This is a genomic window from Porphyrobacter sp. HT-58-2, from assembly GCF_002952215.1.
Lineage (GTDB): Bacteria > Pseudomonadota > Alphaproteobacteria > Sphingomonadales > Sphingomonadaceae > Erythrobacter.
Genome location: NZ_CP022600.1, coordinates 1,477,515 through 1,501,026 on the forward strand (window position 1 = coordinate 1,477,515; position 23,512 = coordinate 1,501,026).

The 23,512-nt window shown below is 66.1% G+C and carries 22 protein-coding genes; 21 read left to right on the top strand and 1 reads right to left on the bottom strand.

The window, feature by feature from the left end; genetic code table 11:
- Positions 1-63: 63 nt before the first annotated feature.
- Positions 64-681, bottom strand: coding sequence for a DNA-3-methyladenine glycosylase family protein (locus tag CHX26_RS06970; RefSeq protein ID WP_104941746.1), 618 nt, complete (start codon positions 679-681; stop codon positions 64-66).
- Between the two features lie 106 nt (positions 682-787).
- On the opposite strand from CHX26_RS06970, the gene CHX26_RS06975 reads away from it, so the two are divergent.
- The 21 genes from CHX26_RS06975 (at position 788) to ftsZ (ending at position 23,437) form a co-directional block, all read left to right on the top strand.
- Entirely contained in the window at positions 788-1,105 is a 318-nt protein-coding gene (locus tag CHX26_RS06975) for a 2Fe-2S iron-sulfur cluster-binding protein (protein WP_104941747.1), read from the top strand.
- 21 nt (positions 1,106-1,126) lie between these two features.
- Complete coding sequence (locus CHX26_RS06980; RefSeq protein WP_104941748.1) at positions 1,127-1,507, top strand: DUF1905 domain-containing protein; 381 nt, start codon at positions 1,127-1,129, stop codon at positions 1,505-1,507.
- Positions 1,508-1,555: 48 nt separating this feature from the next.
- Positions 1,556-2,584, top strand: a complete 1,029-nt coding sequence (locus tag CHX26_RS06985; RefSeq protein WP_104941749.1) for a cysteine synthase A — start codon at positions 1,556-1,558, stop codon at positions 2,582-2,584.
- Positions 2,581-3,000 (top strand): hypothetical protein, encoded by a 420-nt coding sequence (locus tag CHX26_RS06990; RefSeq protein WP_233997317.1) that lies wholly within the window; start codon positions 2,581-2,583, stop codon positions 2,998-3,000. Before CHX26_RS06985 ends, CHX26_RS06990 begins: the two co-directional genes overlap by 4 nt.
- Entirely contained in the window at positions 2,981-3,778 is a 798-nt protein-coding gene (locus CHX26_RS06995) for a hypothetical protein (protein WP_104941751.1), read from the top strand. Before CHX26_RS06990 ends, CHX26_RS06995 begins: the two co-directional genes overlap by 20 nt.
- Before the next feature lie 398 nt (positions 3,779-4,176).
- Entirely contained in the window at positions 4,177-4,674 is a 498-nt protein-coding gene (locus CHX26_RS07000) for a division/cell wall cluster transcriptional repressor MraZ (protein WP_104941752.1), read from the top strand.
- Positions 4,671-5,612, top strand: coding sequence for a 16S rRNA (cytosine(1402)-N(4))-methyltransferase RsmH (gene rsmH, locus CHX26_RS07005; protein ID WP_104941753.1), 942 nt, complete (start codon positions 4,671-4,673; stop codon positions 5,610-5,612). Before CHX26_RS07000 ends, rsmH begins: the two co-directional genes overlap by 4 nt.
- The gene (locus tag CHX26_RS07010) at positions 5,609-6,085 is read left to right on the top strand and encodes a hypothetical protein (RefSeq protein ID WP_233997318.1); all 477 of its coding nucleotides are present in this window, start codon (positions 5,609-5,611) and stop codon (positions 6,083-6,085) included. The genes rsmH and CHX26_RS07010 overlap by 4 nt, the downstream gene beginning before the upstream one ends.
- Positions 6,086-6,167: 82 nt before the next feature.
- The gene (locus CHX26_RS07015; protein WP_104941754.1) at positions 6,168-7,895 is read left to right on the top strand and encodes a peptidoglycan D,D-transpeptidase FtsI family protein; all 1,728 of its coding nucleotides are present in this window, start codon (positions 6,168-6,170) and stop codon (positions 7,893-7,895) included.
- Positions 7,895-9,370, top strand: coding sequence for a UDP-N-acetylmuramoyl-L-alanyl-D-glutamate--2,6-diaminopimelate ligase (locus CHX26_RS07020; protein ID WP_104941755.1), 1,476 nt, complete (start codon positions 7,895-7,897; stop codon positions 9,368-9,370). The genes CHX26_RS07015 and CHX26_RS07020 overlap by 1 nt, the downstream gene beginning before the upstream one ends.
- Positions 9,370-10,866 carry a UDP-N-acetylmuramoyl-tripeptide--D-alanyl-D-alanine ligase gene (locus tag CHX26_RS07025; RefSeq protein WP_104941756.1) on the top strand — a complete coding sequence of 499 codons (1,497 nt, stop codon included), beginning with the start codon at positions 9,370-9,372 and terminating at the stop codon, positions 10,864-10,866. The genes CHX26_RS07020 and CHX26_RS07025 overlap by 1 nt, the downstream gene beginning before the upstream one ends.
- Before the next feature lie 42 nt (positions 10,867-10,908).
- Positions 10,909-11,979 carry a phospho-N-acetylmuramoyl-pentapeptide-transferase gene (gene mraY / locus CHX26_RS07030; RefSeq protein WP_104941757.1) on the top strand — a complete coding sequence of 357 codons (1,071 nt, stop codon included), beginning with the start codon at positions 10,909-10,911 and terminating at the stop codon, positions 11,977-11,979.
- Positions 11,980-11,989: 10 nt separating this feature from the next.
- Positions 11,990-13,360, top strand: coding sequence for a UDP-N-acetylmuramoyl-L-alanine--D-glutamate ligase (murD, locus tag CHX26_RS07035; RefSeq protein ID WP_104941758.1), 1,371 nt, complete (start codon positions 11,990-11,992; stop codon positions 13,358-13,360).
- Positions 13,357-14,586, top strand: coding sequence for an FtsW/RodA/SpoVE family cell cycle protein (locus CHX26_RS07040; RefSeq protein ID WP_104941759.1), 1,230 nt, complete (start codon positions 13,357-13,359; stop codon positions 14,584-14,586). The genes murD and CHX26_RS07040 overlap by 4 nt, the downstream gene beginning before the upstream one ends.
- Positions 14,583-15,806, top strand: coding sequence for an undecaprenyldiphospho-muramoylpentapeptide beta-N-acetylglucosaminyltransferase (gene murG, locus CHX26_RS07045; RefSeq protein ID WP_104941760.1), 1,224 nt, complete (start codon positions 14,583-14,585; stop codon positions 15,804-15,806). The genes CHX26_RS07040 and murG overlap by 4 nt, the downstream gene beginning before the upstream one ends.
- On the top strand, positions 15,803-17,239 hold the full coding sequence (murC, locus tag CHX26_RS07050) for a UDP-N-acetylmuramate--L-alanine ligase (protein ID WP_104941761.1): 1,437 nt from the start codon (positions 15,803-15,805) through the stop codon (positions 17,237-17,239). The genes murG and murC overlap by 4 nt, the downstream gene beginning before the upstream one ends.
- Entirely contained in the window at positions 17,236-18,201 is a 966-nt protein-coding gene (gene murB / locus CHX26_RS07055; protein WP_233997319.1) for a UDP-N-acetylmuramate dehydrogenase, read from the top strand. Before murC ends, murB begins: the two co-directional genes overlap by 4 nt.
- 91 nt (positions 18,202-18,292) lie before the next feature.
- A complete protein-coding gene (locus tag CHX26_RS07060; protein ID WP_104941762.1) occupies positions 18,293-19,285 on the top strand; it encodes a D-alanine--D-alanine ligase in 993 nt (330 codons plus the stop codon).
- Positions 19,263-20,186 (top strand): cell division protein FtsQ/DivIB, encoded by a 924-nt coding sequence (locus CHX26_RS07065; RefSeq protein ID WP_104941763.1) that lies wholly within the window; start codon positions 19,263-19,265, stop codon positions 20,184-20,186. Before CHX26_RS07060 ends, CHX26_RS07065 begins: the two co-directional genes overlap by 23 nt.
- A complete protein-coding gene (gene ftsA, locus CHX26_RS07070) occupies positions 20,186-21,520 on the top strand; it encodes a cell division protein FtsA (RefSeq protein WP_104941764.1) in 1,335 nt (444 codons plus the stop codon). The genes CHX26_RS07065 and ftsA overlap by 1 nt, the downstream gene beginning before the upstream one ends.
- Positions 21,521-21,688: 168 nt before the next feature.
- Entirely contained in the window at positions 21,689-23,437 is a 1,749-nt protein-coding gene (gene ftsZ / locus CHX26_RS07075; RefSeq protein ID WP_104941765.1) for a cell division protein FtsZ, read from the top strand.
- Positions 23,438-23,512: the final 75 nt, after the last annotated feature.

Here is a 23,512-nt window from a genome sequence, read left to right on the forward strand (position 1 = left end):
ATTGCTATTTGCAACCTTCCTAGAGCGCACGAGCAGGCTTGTCAGCAGGCTTGTCGCGGCAACTCACAGTGCCGGATTGGCGTAGAAGTGCCAGGTGAAGATCGCCATCGCCCCGCGCTGCGGCGACCATGGTTCGGCAAGCTGGCGGGTCGCTTTCTCGGCGGGGCGTTCTTCCAGCCCCAGCAGCCGCTTCACCCCTTCCTGCACGGCGAGGTCGCCCGCCGGCCAGATGTCGGCGCGCCCTTCGGCGAACAGCAGATAAATTTCCGCAGACCAGCGGCCGATGCCCTTGATCCGGGTAAGCAGGGCAATCGCCTCCTCGTCGCTCGCCGGCAGGCTGTCGAAATCCACCTCGCCTGCCGCGACCAACTCGCACAGACTCCGGGCATAGCCCTGCTTCTGCCGGGAAAGCCCGCAGGCGCGCAAACTGTCGTAATCGCGCGTCAGCAGGCAGGCGGGGGTGAAATCCGGCCCCAGTTCCGCCTCCAGCTTACACCACATCGAAGCCGCCGCCGCGACCGAGACCTGCTGGCCGACGATGGTGCGCAGCATGGTCTTGTAGCCACGCTGCCGGATGCGCGGCTCGGGATAGCCGATGCGCGCCAGTTCCAGCGCCAGCCGCGGCTCGCGCGCCGCCAGCGAATCCAGATCACCGCGCAATTTTTCGGCTGAAAGCCCCACTGCCACTTTCCTTAACTTGCCTTGGCCCCAAGAGTGTCTTAGCAGCGCGGCTGCACTCTCCCAGCGCAGGGTCTTGCGCGCAATAGCCGAAAAGGAACTCCGATCCATGCCCAGACTGGTCGTCACCAACCGCGAAGGCGAAACCAGCGAGATCAGCGTCGATGACGGCCTGACTGTGATGGAAGCGATCCGCGACAATGGCTTTGACGAGCTGCTGGCGCTGTGCGGCGGGTGCTGTTCCTGCGCGACGTGCCATATTCATGTGGACCCCGCCTTTGCCGACAAGCTGCCCAAGATGAGCGAGGACGAGGACGATCTGCTCGAATCCTCCGATCACCGCGTGGCCACCAGCCGCCTGTCGTGCCAGATCCCGCTGACCGCCGAGCTTGATGGCCTGCACGTCACGATTGCGCCGGAAGATTGAGGCAACGGGGCGGGGCGCGCAATGGACGCTGACCTCGCCCGGTTTCTGCGTGACGAGTTGGGCCATGCTCCCGAAGCCGGGGCAGGGCCTTGGCCAGAGAGCTGGAACGTGCGCGGCCCGGTGTGGCTGTGGCAAGGGAGCGATGGTGCTCCGACCAAGGGCGCGTGGTATTTCCTCACCATCGACGGCGAAACGGCGCAGGCAATCCGTGCGGGCGCAGTGAACGCTGCGGCGTGGGGATCGGTCTATGTCGAGGCCACGGTTGGCGGCACGACATGGCGCACTTCGCTGTTTCCCTCAAAGGCGCACGGCGGCTGGCTGCTGCCGTTGAAGGCAGCGGTGCGGAAGGCGGAAAAGATCGTGGACGGCACTGAGGTCGAGGCTGTGCTGGTGCTTGCCTGACGGACTTCGTCGTTGCGGGTAGCATCCCAAGCGCCTAATTCACCCTGCATGAACATCACCCGGCCCTTTGGCGATACGCTCGCCCTGATCGGCAATACCCCGCTGGTGCGGCTGGCTGGCCCCAGCGCAGCGGCAGGCTGCGACATTTACGGCAAGTGCGAATTCGCCAACCCCGGCTCCTCGGTGAAGGACCGCGCGGCGCTGTGGATCATCCGCGATGCCGAGGCGAGCGGCGCGCTCCAGCCGGGCGGAACGGTGGTCGAAGGCACGGCGGGCAATACCGGGATTGGTATCGCGCTGGTCGCCAATGCGCGCGGTTACAAGACCATCATCGTCATGCCCGACAATCAGTCGAAGGAGAAAATGGACACGCTCCGGGCGCTGGGCGCGGAGCTGGTGCTGGTGCCGCCGACCAAGTTTGCCGACGCGGGCCACTTCGTTCACACCTCGCGCCGCCTGGCTGAAGAAACGCCCGGTGCGGTGTGGGCCAACCAGTTCGACAACATCGCCAACCGCCGCGCCCATATCGAGGGCACCGCGCCCGAAATCTGGGAGCAGCTGGGCGGGCGCGTCGACGGCTTCACCTGCGCGGCAGGCACCGGGGGGACGATCGCGGGCGTGGGCCTTGGCCTCAAGGCCTTGGACGAGAACATCCGCATCGCGCTCACCGATCCGCACGGCGCGGCGCTTTACAATTACTACGCCCATGGCGAACTGCGGGCCGAGGGGTCGTCGGTCGCGGAAGGGATCGGGCAGGGGCGCATCACCGCCAATCTCGATGGCGCGATGATCGACACCCAGTATCGCATCAGCGACGAGGAGGGCCTGCATTGGGTCGCGCGGTTGTTGCGGGACGAAGGCCTGTGCCTTGGCCTGTCATCGGGCATCAATGTCGCGGGCGCGGTGGCGCTGGGCAAGGAACTGGTCGCGGAAGGCCACCCCAATCCGCAGGTGGTGACGATCCTGTGCGACACGGGCTTCCGCTATCTTTCGACGCTGTACAATGCCGAATGGCTGGCGGCCAAGGGCCTGCCGGTGTTCGAATGGCTCAAGCAGCCGGCAGGAGCCTCGGCGTGAAAGGCCTGCCGCTGATCGAGCGTTTGCGCCGGATGAACCAGCGCAGCCTGTTCGGTGAGGCCGCTACCTCTGCCCTGCCGGAAGGCGAGACGGAGGACGCGGGCGCGGCTGGTACCTTGCGGACCGAGTCATTGCAGCGCGTGCAGGTAGGGCTGTTCGGGATCGCGGCGATGGTGTTCCTGGTCGGGCTGGCGAGCGTGATTGGCGGGCAGGCCGACCGCATCGAGGAACTCGCCGTGCCCGAAGCCGCCCCCACGACCGAGCCAAGCGTGGCACCCACGCAGGCCAACCCGCTTGCCGATGCGGGCGTGGTGCCGGATATCGTTGCCGAACCAAGCCCGTCGCCTGCCTTGCCGCCGCTCGATCTGCCGCCGCCGCGTCCGGCGGGAACCGGCAATGCCTCGCCGCAGCCCTAGCATCGCCCGGACGGTGGTGCTTGCGGTCCTGCTTGCCGCAGCGATCGCTCCGGCGATGAGCGGGTGCAGCGCCGCGCCTGAACAGCCGTCCGGTGGTTCAGGGGAGCGCGAGCGGCTCGGGCTGATGACCAGTCTCCCGCTCTATTGGCCGCTTGATGCGGCGTTCGGCGATCTGGCGGTGGGTGAGGCCGATATGCCCTGGCAGCGTGCGGCGCTGGAAGGCGCCTATGTGCTTGAGCCGCTCGACACGCTCTCACCCATTCCCGCGCTGTCCCCCGATGCGCCCGACACCGATCCGCTGGCGGGCCTCGATCGGCTGGCGGTGATCCAGCCGCGCGGGCTTTCGCCTGCCGACAATGTCGCGCTGGATGGCTGGGTGCGGGCAGGGGGGCGATTGCTGCTGGCGCTCGATCCGGCGCTGACCGGGGAGTATGATTTGCCGCTGGGCGATCCGCGCCGCCCGGTCGATACTGCGCTGATCCCGCCGGTGGTGGCCCGCTGGGGCCTTGCGGTGCGCTTTGACGAGGCGCAGGAACTTGCCGTGGTCCGGCAGGCGTTGGCTGAGGCTGCGCTCCCGCTGGCGCTGGCGGGCGAGATAGCCATCCTCGATCCGTCGGCGGCTGACTGCACGGTGCTGGCAGGCGGCGCGGCGGCGCGCTGTGCGGTAGGCCGGGGGCAAGTCACCCTGATCGCCGATGCCGCGATTTTCGAGCATCCCGAACTCGCCGGAGAGAGCGCCGCAGACTTGCGCGCCGTGGTTGCGGAGGCCTTGCGCTGAGCGCCGCGGGAAAATGCGGGAAAGGCAGGACTCGGAGTCGCGCCGATCCGGGGAAACTACGGGATTGCACCGATATGGTGGCAGTTTTTCAGCGATTTATTGACCCTTTGGGTGAGCTTGGTGAACAGACGTCAATCCAAAAATATACGTAAAATCAAATTTATACCAAGTTTTCCCGCAAAATCCCCGAAAAATCCCTTTTCTCCCGGGGTCTTCGACTATAAGACCGGAGTCCATCAGACATGCCTGTATGTCTCGCGCCGTGCCTGTGGGGGTCGGCGCACCGTGCCGCACGCGTGCGGCCGGGACGGGGAGGGCGTGTCCGGGGGAATTGAGTGCGGCATGTCGCGGAACGCCAGGAGGGCGCGCCGCGAGGGGATAGAGGGGACCGCAGGCACGTGTCTGCTTTTGGAGGATATAACGGCCAAGCTTACTCGCCTGCGGGCGAGAAGGGTCGCTTTGTCCTTCCGCCCGAGTTCCGCAAGGCGGTCAAGGAAAGCTCCGGCGGCAACCGCACCTTGTGCCTTGCATCGCATGGCAAGTTTGATTGCCTGATCGGTTTCGGCCTGTCGCGCCGGGAACAGCTCAACGCGCAGCTCGATCGCGAGGAGGAGCGGGCGATCCGCCTGGGTGATGCGAACTTCGACCGTGATGTGCGCGCTGGCCAGCTGTTCGGCTTTTCGCAACTGCCCTTCGATGACAGCGGCCGCTTTGTCATGCCCGAGCATCTGCGCGGTCTGGGGAAGGTGGGCGAGGGGCTGTACTTCCACGCGGCGGGCGATTTCTTCTTCGTCTGGGCGCCGGAAGAACTGCTGCGCATGGGGCCTGAATGGAAAAGCGCGCAGGCCGCCTGCCAGACGCTGATGGCCGCTGCCCGGAAAGGGGGGGCAGCATGACCGATGCGCCCCACATTCCGGTGCTGCTTGACGAAGTGATCGCCGCGATTGCCCCGCGCCCCGGCATGACCATCGTCGATGCCACCTTCGGTGCGGGCGGCTATACCACCGCGCTGCTGGAGGCAGGCGCGCGCGTTCACGCCTTCGACCGCGATCCCGATGCGATCACCGCAGGGCAGGCGTTGGTGGCGCGTTTCGACGGGCGGCTGGTGCTGCACCCGGCGCGCTTTTCGGCGATGCGCGCGCAGCTTGCTGCGATCGGCGTCGAGAGCGTCGATGCGGTGGTGATGGATATTGGCGTCTCCTCGATGCAGCTCGATCAAGGCGAGCGGGGCTTTGCCTTCATGCATGACGGCCCGCTCGACATGCGCATGAGCATGGCTGGCGAAAGTGCGGCGGATTTCCTCAACACCGCTGATGAAGGCGCCATTGCCGATGTGCTCTACAATTACGGCGAGGAACGCCAGTCGCGCCGGGTGGCCCGCGCGATCGTTGCTGCGCGCCCGCTGGCAACCACCGGCGATCTTGCCCGCGTGGTGCGCCGGGCTCTGGGTCACAAGCCCCATGACAAGAAAGACCCCGCGACCCGCACCTTTCAGGCGGTGCGCATCCATGTAAATGACGAGCTGGGCGAGCTGGAAGCCGGGCTGGCTGCTGCCGAGGCGTTGCTGACAACAGGCGGCGTGCTGGCTGTTGTCAGCTTTCACAGTCTTGAAGACCGGATCGTGAAGCAGTTTCTCAAGTCAGCCAGCGGGGCAGGCCGCGCAGTCTCGCGCCACCTGCCCGGTGAAATTCCCGGCCCTGCACCGACTTTTGCGCAGGTCTCCAAGGCGATCCGCCCGACCGAAGCCGAAATCCTGCGCAATCCCCGCGCCCGTTCGTCCACCTTGCGCCATGCGATCCGCACCGGTGCGCCGCCAAGGAGCCTCGCTGCATGATGAACCCCTCAAAGGCCCGTTCGCTCGGCTGGGTTGCCGTGCTGGCGATCTGTTTTGCGCTGGTGATGGCGCTGAGCTTCAAGGTTCACGCGGTCAAGAGCGAGGTGTTGCTGGCCGAACGTCAGCTGATTTCGCTCAAGCGCGAGACGATGCTGCTGGAGACCGAATTCCAGACCCGCGCCAGCCAGCGGCAACTGGCGGCCTGGAACTCGGTCGAATTCGGCTATTCCGCTCCGCGCGCTGGCCAGTTTCTTGATGGCGAACGTCAGCTTGCCAGCCTTGGCCAGCAGCGTGATCCCAATGCGCCTGCGCCGATCCGCCTAGCGCGGGCCGACAGTGCCGATCCTGCCGCTGTCGCCAAGGAGGCGCCGCCGATGCGCTCGCCGATATCGGGGCTACCGTCACGCTCGCGTCTGCGGATAGCGAAAAGGATGCCGGTGCGGTGTTCGCGCAGGCCTTCGGCGATTTCCTGATCGAGGCCTCGCCCATCCGTCCGGCGCGGGCCGAGACGCCATCTGCGCCGGGCAAGATCGCTGCGGCCCAGGGGCTCGGCGAATGAATACTCTGGCTGCCCGCGCAGCCGCCATCCCCTCGATCCCCGCCGGCCGCGTGCGCAGCGTAAACCTGCGGGCGCAATGGCTGCTGACCGCGCGCCTCAGAGTGCTGTGGCTGCTGGGCGGATTTGTCGCAGTGGCGCTGGTGGCGCTGCTGCGGATCACTTCGCTCGGGCTTGCGGGACAGGCGCTGGAACGCACCAGTCTTGAAGAGGCCCTGCTGCCCCCGCGCGGCGAGATCACCGACCGTAATGGTGCAGCGTTGGCGCGGGCCTTCCCGGCCTATGCCCTGTGGTTCGACCCCAAGGCGATGGGCGATGACGGCGCGCCGCTGGTCCACGGCCCCGAACAGGTCGCGCGCGAACTGAAGGCGATCTTCCCCGATATTGATGAGGCGCGCATGGCGCGTCGCCTTGCCTCGGGAAAGCCGGGCTACCTGCGCCGCCGGATTCTGCCGGAAGAAGCCAACAAGGTTTTCGCGCTGGGCGAAATTGCGCTGGAGATCCCGCGTGAGACTGATCGCTATTATCCGCAAGGCACGCTGGCTGCGCACGTGCTGGGCTATGTCGCCGAAGGGCAGGGCGGGCAGCTGGGCATGGAGCAGGTGCTTGACGAAAGGCTGAGCCACCCCACCAAGCGGGTCGAGCCGGTGGCGCTCTCGCTTGATCTGAGGGTTCAGGGCGCGCTTGAGGATGAACTGCGCAAGGGGATGCTGGCGACCAACGCGATCGGCGCGGCGGGTATCGTGCTTGATGTCGATACGGGCGAGGTGATGGCGCTGGCGAGCCTGCCCGAATTCGATCCCAACACCGCCGGCGCGAGCGGCGCGACCAATGTGTTCAACCGCGTTACCAACGGGGTTTACGAACTTGGTTCCACCTTCAAGCCGCTGAGCGTTGCGGCTGCAATCGATGCTGGTGTGGTGCGCGATCTGGGCAAGGCCTGGGATGCCAGCCCGGTGCAGGTCGGACGGCGCACGATCAAGGACATGAAGCCCAAGGGCGCGACCCTGAATGTGCCGCAGGCGCTGGTCTATTCCTCCAACACCGTCACCGCGCGGGTCGCCGATGCACTGGGGCCGGAACGTCTGCGCCGCACCATGATTGATCTGGGGATGGACAGCCGCCCCTACATCGAACTGCCCGCACGCGGCTATCCGATCTGGCCCAAGGGACAATGGAGCCGCGTCACCAACATGACCGTCAGCTATGGCCACGGGCTCGCCGTCACCCCGCTGCATCTGGCAAGCGGCTATGCAGCGATGGTCAATGGCGGGATCTGGCGTCCGGCGACGCTGATGAAACTTGATCCCAAGGATGCGCCGCGCGGACGGCGGGTGTTCAAGGAATCGACCTCGCACCGGATGCGCCAGATGCTGCGCATGATCTCGCTTTATGGCACTGGCAAGCTGGCCGATGCGCCCGGTTACCGTGTGGGCGGCAAGACCGGATCGGCCGAGAAGGCCAACCGCGGGGGCTATGCCAAGACCTCGCTGGTATCGTCCTTCGCGGCGGCCTTCCCGCTCGATGCGCCGCGCTATGTCGTGGTGATCGTGCTGGACGAACCCAAAGGCACGGCAGCATCGAGCTTCCAGCGCACGGCGGGTTATACGGCTGCGCCAGTGGTCGGCAAGCTGGTGCCGCGTATCGGTCCGATGCTGGGCGTGCAGCCCGACGAAAGCCGCGATGTCGACATTTCCGACCTGCGCTATCTGGTGGACAAGCACTGATGCGGCTGGCGCACCTTCTGGAGCAGGCCGGGATCGCGGCGGCAGGGGCGGGCGATCAGACCGTCACCGGCTTTGCCATCGATCACCGCAAGGTCGCCCCCGGAACCATCTTCGGCGCCTTTCAAGGTGTCAGTTTCAATGGCGAGGACTACATCCGCCCCGCCATTGCCGCGGGCGCGGTTGCCGTCGTCGCCCGCCCTGAAGCCCGCGTCGACGGCGTGCCCCACATTGCCGACGTCACCCCTCGACGCGCCTTTGCACGCCTCGCCGCGGGCTTCTTTTCTCCCTATCCGGCCACCATCGTTGCGGTGACCGGGACCAACGGCAAGACTTCTACCGTCGAGATGACCCGCCAGATCTGGCGCATGGCGGGCGAGCGCGCGGCAAGCATCGGGACGCTGGGCGTGACGACGCCGGACGGCAGCGTATCGACCGGGCTGACCACGCCCGACATCGTCACCTTCCTTGGCAACATGGCGGGCCTCGCGCGCGAAGGCGTGACCCATGTGGCCTATGAGGCATCGAGCCATGGTCTCGATCAGTATCGCAATGAAGGCCTGACGGTTGCGGCGAGCGCCTTCACCAATTTCAGCCGCGATCACCTCGACTATCACGGCACGATGGAGGCCTATTTCGCGGCCAAGATGCGGCTGTTCACCGAAGTGGTCGCGCCCGGCAGTCCGGCGATCATCCATGACGCGGGCGATGGTTCGGAATGGACGGCCAAAGCGATTGCACAGGCAAAGTCGCGCGGGCTTGATGTGCGCACGGTGGGCGAGGGCGGGAGTTTCCTCAAGCTGATTGCACGCGAACCCGGCCAGTTGGGACAGGTTCTTCAGATCGAATATCAAGACGAGATGCGGAAGGTAGGCCTGCCGCTGATCGGGGCCTATCAGGCGGCCAATGCGCTGGTCGCGGCAGGGCTGGCGATGGCAACCGGTGTTCCGGCCTCTGCCACCTTCGACGCCCTGACGCGCCTGCAACCCGTGCGCGGACGGCTGGAGCGCGCCGCGCTCAATCAGGCCGGCGCGCCTGCCTATGTTGATTACGCCCACACGCCCGACGCGCTGGAAGCCGCTATCGCCGCGCTGCGCCCGCACGTCGCCTCTGGCGGTCGTCTGATCGTGGTGTTCGGCGCGGGCGGAGACCGGGACGCGGGCAAGCGTCCGCAGATGGGCGCAGTCGCCGCGCGTGCGGCCGATATCGCCATAGTCACCGATGACAATCCGCGCAGCGAAGACCCCGCCGCCATCCGCGCCGCGATCATGGCGGGCGCAGGCGCGAATACCCGCGAAATCGGGGATCGCCGCAAGGCCATTGCCGCCGCAATTGGGGAAGCAGGGGCAAGCGACATTGTGCTCATCGCCGGGAAAGGCCACGAGCAAGGGCAAATCTTCGGGTCAGGAGACACCATGCGGATCGAAGCTTTCGACGATGTCGAAGTGGCGCGCGAATGCGCCGGAGGGGCTTGCTGATGAACGCGCCCCTGTCTCACCCGATGCTTCACCAGTGGCCCGTCGCCGCTCGCGATGCCCTCCCGCTGGCGCTGTGGAACGCCGCCGAGATCGAAGCGGCAACCGGCGGAATCGCCAGCCATGACTTTCAGGCTGCGGGGGTCGAAATGGACTCGCGCGACGTAAAGCCGGGTGATGTGTTCGTGGCGTTGAAGGGCGAGGCGATGGATGGGCATCGCTTCATCCCCGCCGCCTTCGCCAAGGGCGCGGTCGCAGCCATCGTCGACCGGCCGGTCGATTATCCGCACGTGCTGGTGAAGGACACCGCGCAGGCGCTGCATGATCTGGCTCATTTCGCGCGTGACCGTGCGGTTGATGCGGTGCGGATCGGGATCACGGGTTCGGTCGGCAAGACCGGGATGAAGGAGGCGATCTTCGCCTGCCTCGACCGCGCCAGCCGGGGTGCGGCGCATCGTTCGGTGCGCAGCTACAACAATCATGTCGGCGTGCCGCTGTCGCTGGCGCGCATGCCTGCGAGGGCGAAATTCGGCGTGTTCGAAATGGGGATGAACCACCGCCATGAAATCGCGCCGCTGGCCGCGCATGTGCGTCCCCACGTCGCGCTGATCACCACCATCGCGCCTGCCCATATCGAGAACCTCGGCAGCCTTGAGGCGATTGCCGATGAAAAGTCGGAAATCTTCACCGGCCTCGTAGCCGGCGGGGTGGCGGTCATTCCGGCGGACAGCGAGTGGGCCGAACGGATGATCGGCCACGCGCGGGCGCTTGGTGCGCAGATCGTGACCTTCGGCCGGAGCGAAGGCGCGGACGTGCGCTTGCTCGATGCGATTCCGGCGGCGGGCGGTGGTTCGCTGGTGACGGCTGACCTTGGCGACCGGCGCATTTGCTACACCATTGCCGAGCCGGGCGAGCATTGGATCGTCAATTCGCTGGGCGTCATGGCCGCCGTGCGCGCCGCCGGAGGCGATCTGGCGAGTGCAGGGCTGGCGCTGGCTGAGATGGGCGGACTGAAGGGCCGCGGCGCGCGTCACACGATCACGCTCCCCCAAGGCGGCACCGCGCTGCTGATCGACGAAAGCTACAATGCCAACCCGGCTTCGATGCGCGCGACACTGAAGGCTCTGGCAGCGACGCCCGCCGTGCGCCGCATCGCGGTGCTGGGCAGCATGAAGGAACTCGGCGACTTTGCCGATGCCTTCCACCGCCAGCTTGCCGAACCGCTGATTGAGGCGGACGTAAGCCATGCCATTCTCGTCGGGTCTGAGATGCAGGCGTTGGCCGAGGAACTTGGCGCCTGCGAACTGGGGAAAGTTGCGAGCGGTTCGCTTGGCAAGGGGCCAAGCTTCGCTCATTGCCAAAGTCCGGACGAGGCGATTGCGATGCTCGGGCAATTCGGCCTGACGCAAGGGGACGCGGTGCTGGTCAAGGGTTCCAATTCGGTCGGTCTGGGCCGGCTGGTTGCACACTTTACCGACACCGCCCGCACGGCAGGCTGAGGGCCAAGGCATAAGGCGCAAAGGACGCCAAAGGACGATTTCATGCTCTACCTGCTTGCCGAGTGGCTTGGCTTTGAAGGCATCCTCAATCTGGTTCGCTACCAGAGCTTCCGGGCAGGCGCGACGCTGATGACAGCGCTGATCATCGGTCTGTTGATCGGTGAGCGGTTCATCAACTTCCTGCGCGTGCGCCAGGGCAAGGGCCAGCCGATCCGCGAGGACGGGCCGCAGACCCACCTTGCCAAGCGCGGCACGCCGACGATGGGCGGCCTGTTGATCCTGACCGCGCTGACCTGCGCCATGCTGCTGTGGATGGATCTGACCAGCCCCTTCGTGTGGGCCTGCCTTGCCGTGACCATCGGCTTTGGCTTCATCGGCTTTCTCGACGATTACGACAAGGTTTCCAAGAACAGCCATGCAGGCGTGCCGGGAAGGGTGCGGCTGGGGCTGGAATTCGTGGTGGCAGGGATCGCGGCGTGGATCATCGTGAGCGAGATCAACACCAACCTCTACCTGCCCTTTCTTACTGGCGTGAGCATTCCGCTGGGGCCGGCCTATTATGTCTTTGCCGCCTTCGTGATCGTGGGCGCGGGCAATGCGGTCAACCTGACGGATGGGCTGGATGGCCTTGCGATCATGCCGGTGATCATAGCGGCAGGCACCTTCGCGATCATCGCCTATCTGGTCGGGCGCGCGGACTTCAGCGCCTATCTCGGTATTCCGCACGTGCCGGGCGCGGGCGAGCTGGCGATCTTCTGCGCGGCGATCATGGGGGCAGGGCTTGCCTTCCTGTGGTTCAACGCGCCGCCTGCCGCTGTGTTCATGGGCGACACCGGGTCGCTGGCACTGGGCGGGGCGCTGGGCGCAATCGCCGTGGCGTCGCACCATGAAGTCGTGCTGGCGATTGTCGGCGGGCTGTTCGTGCTCGAAGCGGTCAGCGTTATCGTGCAGGTGTTCTGGTTCAAGCGCACCGGCAAGCGGGTGTTCCGCATGGCCCCGATCCACCACCATTTCGAGCAGCTCGGCTGGAGCGAGAGCAAGGTCGTTATCCGGTTCTGGATCATTGCCATCGTGCTGGCGCTGATCGGGCTTTCCACCCTGAAGCTGAGGTAGGCTGCGGCACGTGATCACCTCCCCCGCCTTTGCCGGAAAACGCTACGCGGTGCTCGGCCTCGCGCGTTCGGGCGCGGCAGCGGCTGAGGCACTTCTGGCAAGCGGGGCGCAGGTTGCGGCATGGGACAGGCAACCGCACGCGCGTGAACCGTTTGAAGGGCGCTGCCAGCTGATCGATCCGCTGGAACTCGATCTTTCCGGCTTTGCCGGCGTGGTCGTGTCGCCCGGTGTGCCGCTCAACAGCCACCCGATCGGGCCGCATGTGTGGCAATATGGCCTGCCGGTGATCGGCGATATCGAACTCTTCGCTTCCGCCCGCGCCAGCTTGCCGCCGCACAAGGTGGTCGGCATCACCGGAACCAACGGCAAGTCGACCACCACCGCGCTGGTTCATCACATCCTCCAGACGGCGGGCGTGGCGAGCGTCATGGGCGGCAATATCGGCGATCCGATCCTGGGACAGCAGCCCTTGCCCGAAGGGGGCGTCTATGTGCTCGAACTGTCGAGCTTCCAGATCGACCTCACCTTCACGCTCGATTGCGACGTCGCGGCGCTGACCAACATCACTCCGGATCATCTTGATCGCTATGCGGGGTTCGAAGCCTATGCGGCATCGAAGGAGCGCCTGTTCCAGATGCAGGCGAGCGGGGTGGCGGTGATCTGCACCGAGGATGATCCGACCTGCGCGATTGCCGAAGGGCTGGAGACCGCAGGCAAAGCGCTGGTGCGGGTCAAGACGGCCGATCTTGACGCAGCCGGGCTGGCAGCAGGGCGATCACCCTCGCTCGCCGGGCCGCACAATGCCCAGAACGCGGCCGTGGCGGTGGCGATTTGCCGTCAGCTGGGGCTGAGCGATGAACAGATTGCCGCAGGCCTCGCCTCCTATCGCGGGTTGCCGCACCGGATGGAGCGGGTGTGCGAGGCTGGGGGGGTTGTCTATATCAACGACAGCAAGGCGACCAACGCTGCCTCCGCCGCCCCCGCACTCGCGGCCTTTCCTCCCGATCCGGCGGTCAATGACGGCGCGCCCCGCATCCACTGGATCGTCGGAGGCCTGCCCAAGGAGGACGGGCTGGGTGCCTGTGCCGATCACCTCGGCAATGTCGCAGTCGCCTATACCGTGGGTGAGGCCGGGCCGATGTTTGCAAGCCATCTCGAAGGGCAGGTCAAGGTCGAACGCTGCGAGCTCATCAGCGAGGCGGTGCGGCGTGCCGCCGACGCTGCACAGCCGGGAGAGGTCGTTCTGCTGTCTCCCGCCTGCGCGTCCTACGACCAGTTCCGCGATTACGAAAAGCGCGGCCATCACTTCCGCCAGATGGTGGGTGTGATTACGGGATGCGACACGGGCCTTGATGCCGAAAGCCGGAGCATCCTGCCATGACCGCGCCCGCCTATACCCCCGTCCCGCGCGGCTCCGGCAAATATCTGCCCCCGGTTCCGGTGCAGCGCCGCTGGCGTGACGAAGTGCGGATCTGGTGGCGCGAGATCGACAAGGTGCTGCTTGGCCTCATCGTGCTGCTGATGGGGATCGGCCTGTTGGCGGTTGCCGCTGCCTCGCCCGCCAGCGCTGACCAGCTTTCCACCGCCAAGGTGACGCTTGACGAATTCATGTTCTTCAAGCGCCATGTCGTGTTCCAGCTGATGGGCCTTGGCCTGATGATCGGCCTCAGTTTTCTTGACCGGGATCAGGCGCGCAGGCTTGGCATTCTTGTTGGCGCGGTGATGCTGGCGCTGCTGTTTGTGGTGCCTTTCATCGGTGAGGAAAAGAACGGCGCGCGGCGCTGGATCAATGTCGGGATGAGCCTTCAGCCCTCGGAATTTCTGAAGCCCGGCTTCGCGATCATCTGCGCCTGGGTGCTGAGCTGGCGGCTGCGCGATCCGCATTTGCCTGTGGTCGCCTATGTCACCGGTTTCTTTGGGCTGATTGCAGCGCTGCTGATGCTTCAACCCAACCTTGGCGATGCGATCCTGTTCGGCGGGATCTGGCTGGTGATGGTGTTGCTGGCCGGGGTGGCGTGGCAGCGCATCGCCGGGCTGATCGGCGGGGGTCTTGGCCTGCTGGTGCTGGCCTATATCTTCTATGACAACGCTCGCCACCGCATTGACGGATTTCTCGGCGGAGGCACGGCCTTCGATCAGGTCGATCTGGCCCAGCGCACCATCACCGCCGGCGGCTGGACCGGCAGCGGATTGTGGCTCGGCATCCGCAAGATGAACCTGCCCGAAGCGCACACCGATTACATCTTCTCGGTGATCGGCGAGGAATTCGGCCTGATCATGTGCGGGATCATCGTGTTGCTCTATTGCGGGCTGGTGCTGCGCGCGCTGACCCGGATGGTAGGTGAGGACAACCTGTTCGCGCTGCTGGCCGGCGCGGGCCTCATCACCCAGTTCGGCGGGCAGGCCTTCATCAACATCCTCGTCAATCTCAAGCTGTTCCCGTCCAAGGGCATGACTTTGCCGCTGATTTCCTATGGCGGTTCATCGACACTGGCGGTGTGCTTCACGCTTGGGCTATTGCTGGCGATCACACGGCGCAATCCGTTCCTCGCCCGCGAAGGCGGCGGCTTGCGCGAGCTGATCGAACGCAAGGATACGCCCGCATGACGAGCCCGACCCCCCATGGCGCATCACGCCACTATGTGCTGGCCGCAGGCGGCACCGGTGGTCACCTGATCCCGGCCTTCGCGCTGGCGGCAGAACTGCACCAGCGCGGCCACCATGTCGCGCTGATCACCGACGAGCGCGGCGCGAATATTCCGGGCAAGCCCGATTTCCTTCCCGCCCATGTGCTGCCCGCAGGCCGCTTCGGCAAGAACCCGCTGGGCTGGCCCAAGGGTGTGAGCGCAGTGCTGGAAGGCCGATCGATGGCCCTGCGCCTGTTTGACACGTTTCAGCCCTCGGCCATTGTCGGCTTCGGCGGCTATCCCGCACTGCCTGCGTTGCTGGCCGCGACCGCTGTCAAACTGCCGAGCATTGTCCACGAACAGAACGCCGTTCTGGGCCGCGTCAATCGCCTGCTGTCGGGCCGGGTGGACGCGATTGCGACCTCCTATGACAAGGTCGACCGCCTGAACCCCAAACACGCGGGCAAGGTACATCTGGTCGGCAACCCGGTTCGGGCCGAGGTGCTGGCGCTGCGCGAACAGGATTTCCCTGCCTTTACCGATGAAAGCCTGTTCCGCATTCTGGTGACGGGCGGATCGCAGGGCGCGCGGGTGCTGTCCGAAGTGGTGCCGGATGGCCTCGCCATGCTCCCGCCGGCGCTGCGCCAGCGCTTGCAGGTGACCCAGCAATGCCGCCCCGAAGATCTTGAGGCGGTGCGTAAGCGCTATGCCGAGCACGACATCCCCGCTGAACTCGGCACCTATTTCGAAGACATGCACGAACGCCTGGCGGATGCGCACCTGTTCATCGGGCGCGCCGGGGCATCGACGATTGCCGAGCTGACCGCTGTGGGGCGCCCGGCGATCCTTGTGCCGCTGCCGATCGCGACCGACGACCACCAGGCAGTCAACACGCGCGAGATGGTGAAAGCTGGCGGGGCGCGCATGATCCGGCAGGAGGCGTTCCAGCCCAAGGAACTCGCCAAGCAGATCCAGGTTATGGCGATGAACCCGCAAAGCCTTGCCAATGCGGCGCACTGCGCCTTCAACTGCGGGCGGCCTGATGCGGCGAAGGATCTGGCTGACCTCGTAGAAAGCATGAGCGGCATTGATCTGATGGACGTGATCCGCGTGGGCGAGGGCGCGCACAAATCAGCGCAGACCGCCACCCGCCCGCAGACCGCGACCCGCGAAGCGGCCAAGGAACAGGCGGAAGCATGAAAGGCGTCGGCACCGATATCGGCATCATCCACTTCGTCGGCATCGGCGGGATCGGTATGTCGGGCATCGCCGAGGTGATGCACAACCTCGGCTACCGGGTGCAGGGCAGCGACATTGCCGAAGGGCCGAGTGTCGAGCGTCTGCGTGCGCGCGGGATCACCGTCCATGTCGGCCACCGGGCTGAGAATGTCGCGGGCGTGGCGGTGGTCGTCACCTCCACCGCCGTGCGCCGCACCAACCCCGAAGTCGCCGCCGCCTTGGAAGCCCGCGTCCCCGTGGTGCGCCGCGCCGAGATGCTGGCCGAGCTGATGCGTCTCAAATCCACCGTCGCGGTGGCGGGTACGCATGGCAAGACCACGACCACCAGCATGATCGCGACGCTGCTGGATGCAGGCGGGATTGACCCCACCGTCATCAACGGCGGGATCATCGAACAATATGGCTCCAACGCGCGCCTAGGCGATAGCGACTGGATGGTGGTCGAGGCCGACGAGAGCGACGGGAGCTTCCTGCGCCTCGACGGCACTATCGCGGTCGTCACCAATATCGATCCCGAACATCTCGATCACTACGGCGACTTCGACGGTGTGAAGAAAGCGTTTGTGGAGTTCATTCACAACGTCCCGTTCTACGGCGCGGCGGTGCTGTGCGTGGATCATCCGGTGGTGCAGGCGGTGATCGGGGCGGTGCGGGATCGCAAGGTCGTGACCTATGGCTTCTCGCTTCAGGCCGATATCTGCGGGGTGAATGTCCGCTCCGAGGACGGGGGCAACACGTTCGACGTGATCGTGCGCCAGCGGGGTCTTGAGGATCGCCGCATCGAGGGCGTCCACCTGCCGATGCCGGGCCGCCACAATGTCCAGAACGCGCTCGCGGCGATTGCGGTCGCCATCGAGATGGGCTGTTCCGACGAAGTGATCCGCACCGGCTTTGCCCGCTTCGGCGGCGTGCGGCGGCGCTTTACCAAGGTCGGCTCGGTGGCACTGGACGGCGGGAATGTCACCGTGATTGACGACTATGCCCATCACCCGGTCGAAATCCGCGCGGTGCTGGCGGCAGCGCGCGAGGCGGTAGGCAGCACCGGCGGGCGGGTTATCGCCGTGGCCCAGCCGCACCGCTATTCGCGGCTCAATGACCTGATGAACGAATTCCAGTCGTGCTTTGATGATGCCGACATCGCCTATGTCGCCCCGGTCTATCCGGCGGGCGAGGAGCCACTGCCGGGGGTCGATCACGCGGCGCTGGTCGCAGGCATGAAAGCGCGCGGGCATCGCGCTGCACGCGAGATTGCCGGGGCTGACGCTCTGGCCGAGGTGCTGGCGGCTGAGATCGCTCCGGGCGACATGGTCGTGTGCCTTGGTGCGGGCGACATCACAAAGTGGGCGGCGGGGCTTGCGCCCGCCATCACGGCCCGCAAAGGCGGCGCGGCATGAACCAGCCCGGCGACAGCTTCATCTATGACGATGGCTCTGCCCCCACTTGTGCGGTCGAAGGGGCGGTGGCCTCGCCCATTCCGCTGGAAGGCATTCGCGGCAAGCTCACCTGCAAGGCCCCACTTGCGCCCTATACCTGGTTCAAGACTGGCGGGCCGGCTGACTGGCTGTTCGAGCCCGCTGATCTCGAAGACCTCAAGTGCTTCCTCGAACGGCTCGGCGGCGAGATCCCGGTGATGGCGCTGGGCCTCGGATCGAACATGATCGTGCGCGACGGCGGGGTGCCGGGCGTGGTGGTGCGGCTGGGTAAGAGCTTCGCCAAGGTCGACCACAGCGGCGAGATGGAGCTGACCTGCGGCGGCGGGGCGAGCGGGATTCTGGTGGCTTCCACCGCCCGCGATCTGGGGATTGCGGGGCTCGAATTCCTGCGCGGGATACCCGGCACCGTCGGCGGCTTCGTGCGGATGAACGGCGGCGCCTACGGGCGCGAGGTCGCCGACGTTCTGGTGGATTGCGCGGTGATCCTGCACGATGGCAGCTTCATTACCCTGAACGCGGCGGAGCTGGAGTATTCCTACCGCCACTCGGCCCTGCCCGAAGGCGCGATTGTCGTTTCGGCGCGGTTCCGCGGGCATCCGGGCGATCCGGCGGCAATCGGCGCCGAGATGGACCGCATCGCCGCCGCGCGCGAAGCCTCGCAACCCTTGCGCACCAAGACCGGCGGATCGACCTTCAAGAACCCGGAAGGCCACAAGGCGTGGGAACTGCTCGACCGCGCGGGTTGCCGCGGTCTGACGTTAGGCGGCGCGCAGGTCTCCGAAAAGCACACCAATTTCCTGATCAACACGGGCAGTGCCACCAGCGCCGACATCGAAGGGCTGGGCGAAATGGTGCGCGACAAGGTCTACGCCGCGACCGGCGTGAGCCTCGAGTGGGAAATTCAGCGGGTGGGGCGGCCGTGAGGCACCTTCCCTCCCCGTTTGTGTCGAGCGTAGTCGAGACACCCCGCGCCAGTAAGCCTCTCGACTTCGCTCGAGGCGAACGGATTTTTGTATGACAGTCACCAAACCCCTCCATGTCGCGGTTCTGATGGGCGGCTGGGCCAATGAACGGCAGGTCTCGCTCACCAGCGGTGCAGGCGTGGCCGATGCGCTCGAGAGCAAGGGCCACCGCGTCACCCGCATCGACATGGGGCGGGACGTGGCGCTTCGCCTGCATGAGGCCAAGCCCGATGTCGTCTTCAACGCGCTCCACGGCGTTCCCGGCGAGGACGGGACGGTGCAGGGGATGCTCGATCTGATGGGGCTGGCCTATACCCATTCGGGCCTCGCGACTTCGGTGATCGCGATCGACAAGCAGCTGACCAAGCAGGCGCTGGTGCCGCATGGCATCCCCATGCCCGGCGGGCGGATCGTGACGCGCGAGGAACTCTACCAGCGCGACCCGCTGCCGCGGCCCTATGTCCTGAAGCCCGTCAACGAAGGGTCGTCGGTCGGCGTTGCCATCGTCACCGCGGATAGCAATTTCGGCAACCCGATCAACCCGGATGCAAAGGGGCCGTGGCAGGAATTCGCCGAACTGCTCGCCGAACCCTTCATCAAGGGCCGCGAACTCACTGCCGCCGTGCTCGACGGCCCCGACGGCCCACGCGCATTGGGAGTCACCGAACTCGTCGTTGCCAACGGCTTCTACGATTACGAGAACAAATACACCGCCGGGCGCACCGAACACATCTTTCCGGCGAAACTCCCGCCCGAAATCACCGCCCTGTGCGAGGCCTATGCGGTCAAGGCGCATCAGGTGCTCGGCTGCCACGGCACCAGCCGCACCGATTTCCGCTGGGACGAGGAGGCGGGTGAGGACGGGTTGTTCGTGCTCGAAACCAACACCCAGCCCGGTATGACACCGCTCAGCCTCGTGCCTGAACAGGCGGCAGGCTGCGGGATCAGCTATGCCGATCTTGTCGAGATGCTGGTGGCAGAGGCGCTGAGGGGCCACGCGCTGAAGCAGAAGGGAGACACGCATGGCGCAGCAGATCAGGCGTAACGGGGCCTCAGGCGTGCGGCGCGCGGCCAAGGCGCAAAGCCGCGCGGTCACCGTGCGCAAGGCGCGCGGGTCGGCAGGCGGTTTCATCGACAGGATGATGGGCCTGCTGCCCTTTACCGAGGAACAATGGAGCCGCATCTGGCTCGCGATGATCATTGGCGGCGGAGTAGGCATTGCCTTTGTCATCGCCAGCCTTGCAGGCCTGCCCGCGCTGGCGCAGGCGCAGGTCGCGCGGATTGCTGCCGATGCCGGGTTCGAGGTGCGGCACGTGCGCGTCACCGGCACGGCCCGCATGGACGAACAGCAGGTCTATGCCCGCGCGCTCGCCCAGCGCAATCAGGCCATGCCTGAAGTCGACATCGCGAAGCTGCGCGAAGAACTGCGCGCGTTGCCGTGGGTGAAGGATGCCCGGGTCTCGATCCAGCTCCCCCACACGCTCGCGATCGACATTGTCGAGCGCGAACCGCACGCGGTGCTCGAAAAGCCCGACAGGCTGATGCTGATCGATGCCACAGGCGTGGAGCTTGAGCCGGTCGCTGCCGACAAGGCGAAGGGAATGCTGCGGCTCGCCGGGCCGGGGGCGGCGAGGCAGGCCCGCGCGCTCGAAACCCTGCTGGCTGCCGCGCCCGCACTCGGCCCGCAGGTTGAGGCAGCCGAATGGGTCGGCAACCGCCGTTGGAACCTTACCTTCAAAACCGGGCAACTGCTCGCCCTGCCCGAAGGCGAGATCGAAGCGGCAAGCGCACTGGTCAAGTTTGCGCGGCTGGATGGCCAGAACCGGCTGATCGGCGGCAAGGTGATCGCCTTCGACATGCGCACGCCCCCAAGGCTCTACATGCGCATGCCGGAGGGCGCGATCCAGCCGAAGCTCGTAGGCGATGGTGGCGGGGAGACCACCTGATGGCATCACGAGCAGCCTCTCAGCGGCGTCTGGCGCGCACCTATGCGGCGGTCAATATCGGCTCGTTCCGCGTGTCGGCGATGATCATGGGCGAGACCGAGAACGGCGAGCTGCAGGTGCTGGGATCGGGCCACCGCGCCAGTGCCGGGATCAAGCGCGGCTATGTCACCGACATGGCTGCCGCTAGTCACGCGATCCGTGATGCGGTCGAGCGGGCGGAAAAGAGCGCCAGCACCCCGGTCAGAGGCGTGTGGATCGCCTGTGCCGGGGCGGGCCTCGCCAGTTCGGTGGTCTCGGTCGATATCGAAATCGGCGGACGCCGGATCGAGGATGAGGATGTCGAACAGCTGCTGATCGACGCGCAGGACATGATCCAGCCCGACGGGCGCAAGGTGCTGCACGCTCAGCCGGCCCATTACACGCTGGATGGTGCGCACGGGGTGGCCAATCCGCGCGGCCTCCATGCCGAACGGCTCGGGGTCGACATCCACGTCATGCTGGCCGATGGCGCTCCGGTGCGCAATCTGACCGAAGCGGTGCAGAATGCCCATCTCGAAGTCGAAGGCGTGGTTGCGGCCCCGATCGCGGCTGGTCATGCCTGCCTCACCGTCGAGGAGCGCGAACTGGGCGTGGCATTGATCGAGATTGGCGCGGACGTGACCAATGTCGCGGTGTTTGCCGGCGGAATGCTGCTGGGCCTGCACGCGGTGCAGATGGGCTCGGCCGATATTACCGATGCCATCGCCAGCAGCTTCGGGATCCGCCGCTCGCAGGCAGAGCGGCTGAAATGTGTCGCCGGTTCGGCCATTGCCAGCCCGGCGGATCACCGCGAACTGATCCCGGTCAATGGGCCGGGCGAAGCGGGCGGCGAGGCGGGCGAGGGCGCTGTGGCCGGGCCTCTGGCGCGCGGGGCGGATGACAAGAACCGGATCGTGCGCGCCGAACTGGTCAGCGTGGTGACGCAGCAGCTCGCAGTTCTTACCGGAGAGGTCGGCAAGGCGCTCAAGGGCATGGGCTTTTCCGGCAGTCGGGCAGGGCAGGTGGTGCTTACCGGTGGCGGCGCCGAATTGGCCGGGATGGCCGATTTCATGCAGGGCGCGCTGGGACAACCGGTCAGGCTTGGACGCCCGCCGCAGCTTGCCGGGATGCCCGAAGCGCACCACGCACCCGGCTTTGCAACGCTTGCGGGGTTGTGTCTCTATGCCGCCGAAGACCCGATCGATATTCGCGCAGTCGGCGTGGGGCGCGGAAAGGTCTACAAGGCCTTCACGCGCGAAAGCGGGCTCATGGCGCTGCTGATGCGGCTGTTGCGGGCGGTGAAGGAGTATTTCTAGATTGCCCGCCGCGCGCTCCAGTCAGGATGGCAATGACGCAGGCGCGCCACCCGGCGCTGTGGATAAGGGCAGTGCCGGTATAAAATGTACACCATGATTATGTCACAGAGGATGTAAGCGGGGACATATGAAGGAAAATCCCTTTCCCCGCGGCTGGAGGACTAGCTGATGAGCATCAATATCGGACCCGCAGCGATCGACGACCTGCGTCCGCGCATCACCGTGATCGGGATCGGCGGGGCCGGGGGCAATGCCATTGCCAACATGATCGAGGCCGAGATCGAGGGTGTCGAATTCATCGTCGCCAACACCGATGCCCAGGCGCTCAGCACCTCGCCGGCTGAACGCCGCATCCAGCTCGGCCCTGACATTACCGGTGGCCTTGGCGCAGGGGCGCGCCCTGAAGTGGGCAAGGCTGCCGCCGAAGAAACCGTGGCCGAGATCGAAAAGGCGCTGGAAGGCGTCAACATGTGTTTCATTGCGGCTGGCATGGGCGGCGGCACCGGTACCGGCGCTGCGCCCGTGATCGCGGAAGCCGCGCGCCGCATGGGCGTCTTGACCGTGGGCGTCGTGACCAAGCCGTTCCTGTTCGAAGGCACGCGCCGGATGCGCTCTGCCGAAGCGGGGATCGAGGAGCTGCAGCAGCACGTCGACACCCTGATCGTCATTCCCAACCAGAACCTGTTCCTGGTCGCCAAGGCGGAAACCACCTTCAAGGAAGCCTTCCAGCTGGCTGACGAGGTGCTTCAGCAGGGCGTGCGCTCGATCACCGATCTGATGGTGATGCCGGGCCTCATCAACCTCGACTTCGCCGACGTGCGCTCTGTCATGAGCGAGATGGGCAAGGCGATGATGGGCACCGGTGAGGGCGAGGGCGAGAACCGTGCGCTGGAAGCGGCCGAACAGGCGATCGCCAACCCGCTTCTTGACGGGGTCAGCATGGCGGGCGCCAAGGGCGTGATCATCTCGATCATCGGCGGTGAGGACATGCGCCTGCTCGAAGTCGATGAAGCCGCCAATCACATTCGCGAGCTGGTCGATGAAGACGCCAACATCATCTGGGGCAGCGCCTTCAATCCCGATCTCAAGGGCAAGATCCGCGTCTCGGTCGTTGCGACGGGCATCGAACAGGGTGCCTTGGGCGCAGTCGACCGCCCGCAGCCGGTGGCGCTGGGCGCGTCGCGTGCGCCCAAGCGGCCGGTGCTGGAGCTGTCCGAGGATGAAGGCCTGATTGCACTGCCCTCTGAAGATGAGGACCAGGCTCCCGCTGCCGTGGCCCCGGTACCGCCGATCTTCGCCCCGGAGGCCGCGGAGGAGGATGACACCTTCGATCTGGGCGGAGCCGAGGAACTCGGTGAAGACGATGGCGAAGACGAGGCCGAGGCCGAAGCTGACGACTACCCCTCTGCTGCGCCGTTTGAATTGAGCGGGATGCAGGCCGGGGACGGCTATGGCGACGAGTACGAAGATGACGTCGACGAGATTGTCGACCCGCTCGCCGGGCTGCGCGGTGCCGAGGATAGCGGATTTGGCTTTGGCGAGCCGGCCCCCGCGCCGAGCGCCGATGACGGAATGCTCGACCTCGGCGCAGAATATGCGCCCTACGAGGACGCCGAGGACGCGCCTGGCGGCCCGGTGCAGGATGATCTGCTCGCCGATGCCGACCGGCTGGCGGCAGAGGATCGCCCGGTCGAGGCCCGGCTCGGCGGGAGCCGGCGCCGTGGGCTGCTTGGCGGTGAGAGCGAGGGCGGCAGCGGCGGCGCTGGCGGCAGCGGGTCTGCGGGCGGAAGCACGTTGTTCGAACGCATGGCCAACCTGTCGCGCAGCACCGCACGCGATGATGACGACGACGATGGCGATGATGACGGCCCGGCGCTCAGCATTCCGCGTTTCCTTGGGCGGCAGAACAACCAGTAACCGGCAATCCGGCGCGCGCGCGGCGCTGTTTGCCGCGCTGATCCTTTGAGGGTCTGGCGGGCGGCGTGAGGGACG

Bases quoted from the DNA above. Each gene is read 5' to 3' on its own strand.
- CHX26_RS06975 (WP_104941747.1), top strand. From the start codon at position 788: ATGCCCAGACTGGTCGTCACCAACCGCGAAGGCGAAACCAGCGAGATC.
- CHX26_RS06980 (WP_104941748.1), top strand. From the start codon at position 1,127: ATGGACGCTGACCTCGCCCGGTTTCTGCGTGACGAGTTGGGCCATGCT.
- CHX26_RS06985 (WP_104941749.1), top strand. From the start codon at position 1,556: ATGAACATCACCCGGCCCTTTGGCGATACGCTCGCCCTGATCGGCAAT.
- CHX26_RS06995 (WP_104941751.1), top strand. From the start codon at position 2,981: ATGCCTCGCCGCAGCCCTAGCATCGCCCGGACGGTGGTGCTTGCGGTC.
- rsmH (WP_104941753.1), top strand. From the start codon at position 4,671: ATGACCGATGCGCCCCACATTCCGGTGCTGCTTGACGAAGTGATCGCC.
- CHX26_RS07010 (WP_233997318.1), top strand. From the start codon at position 5,609: ATGATGAACCCCTCAAAGGCCCGTTCGCTCGGCTGGGTTGCCGTGCTG.
- CHX26_RS07015 (WP_104941754.1), top strand. From the start codon at position 6,168: ATGAATACTCTGGCTGCCCGCGCAGCCGCCATCCCCTCGATCCCCGCC.
- CHX26_RS07020 (WP_104941755.1), top strand. From the start codon at position 7,895: ATGCGGCTGGCGCACCTTCTGGAGCAGGCCGGGATCGCGGCGGCAGGG.
- CHX26_RS07025 (WP_104941756.1), top strand. From the start codon at position 9,370: ATGAACGCGCCCCTGTCTCACCCGATGCTTCACCAGTGGCCCGTCGCC.
- mraY (WP_104941757.1), top strand. From the start codon at position 10,909: ATGCTCTACCTGCTTGCCGAGTGGCTTGGCTTTGAAGGCATCCTCAAT.
- CHX26_RS07040 (WP_104941759.1), top strand. From the start codon at position 13,357: ATGACCGCGCCCGCCTATACCCCCGTCCCGCGCGGCTCCGGCAAATAT.
- murG (WP_104941760.1), top strand. From the start codon at position 14,583: ATGACGAGCCCGACCCCCCATGGCGCATCACGCCACTATGTGCTGGCC.
- murC (WP_104941761.1), top strand. From the start codon at position 15,803: ATGAAAGGCGTCGGCACCGATATCGGCATCATCCACTTCGTCGGCATC.
- murB (WP_233997319.1), top strand. From the start codon at position 17,236: ATGAACCAGCCCGGCGACAGCTTCATCTATGACGATGGCTCTGCCCCC.
- CHX26_RS07060 (WP_104941762.1), top strand. From the start codon at position 18,293: ATGACAGTCACCAAACCCCTCCATGTCGCGGTTCTGATGGGCGGCTGG.
- CHX26_RS07065 (WP_104941763.1), top strand. From the start codon at position 19,263: ATGGCGCAGCAGATCAGGCGTAACGGGGCCTCAGGCGTGCGGCGCGCG.
- ftsA (WP_104941764.1), top strand. From the start codon at position 20,186: ATGGCATCACGAGCAGCCTCTCAGCGGCGTCTGGCGCGCACCTATGCG.
- ftsZ (WP_104941765.1), top strand. From the start codon at position 21,689: ATGAGCATCAATATCGGACCCGCAGCGATCGACGACCTGCGTCCGCGC.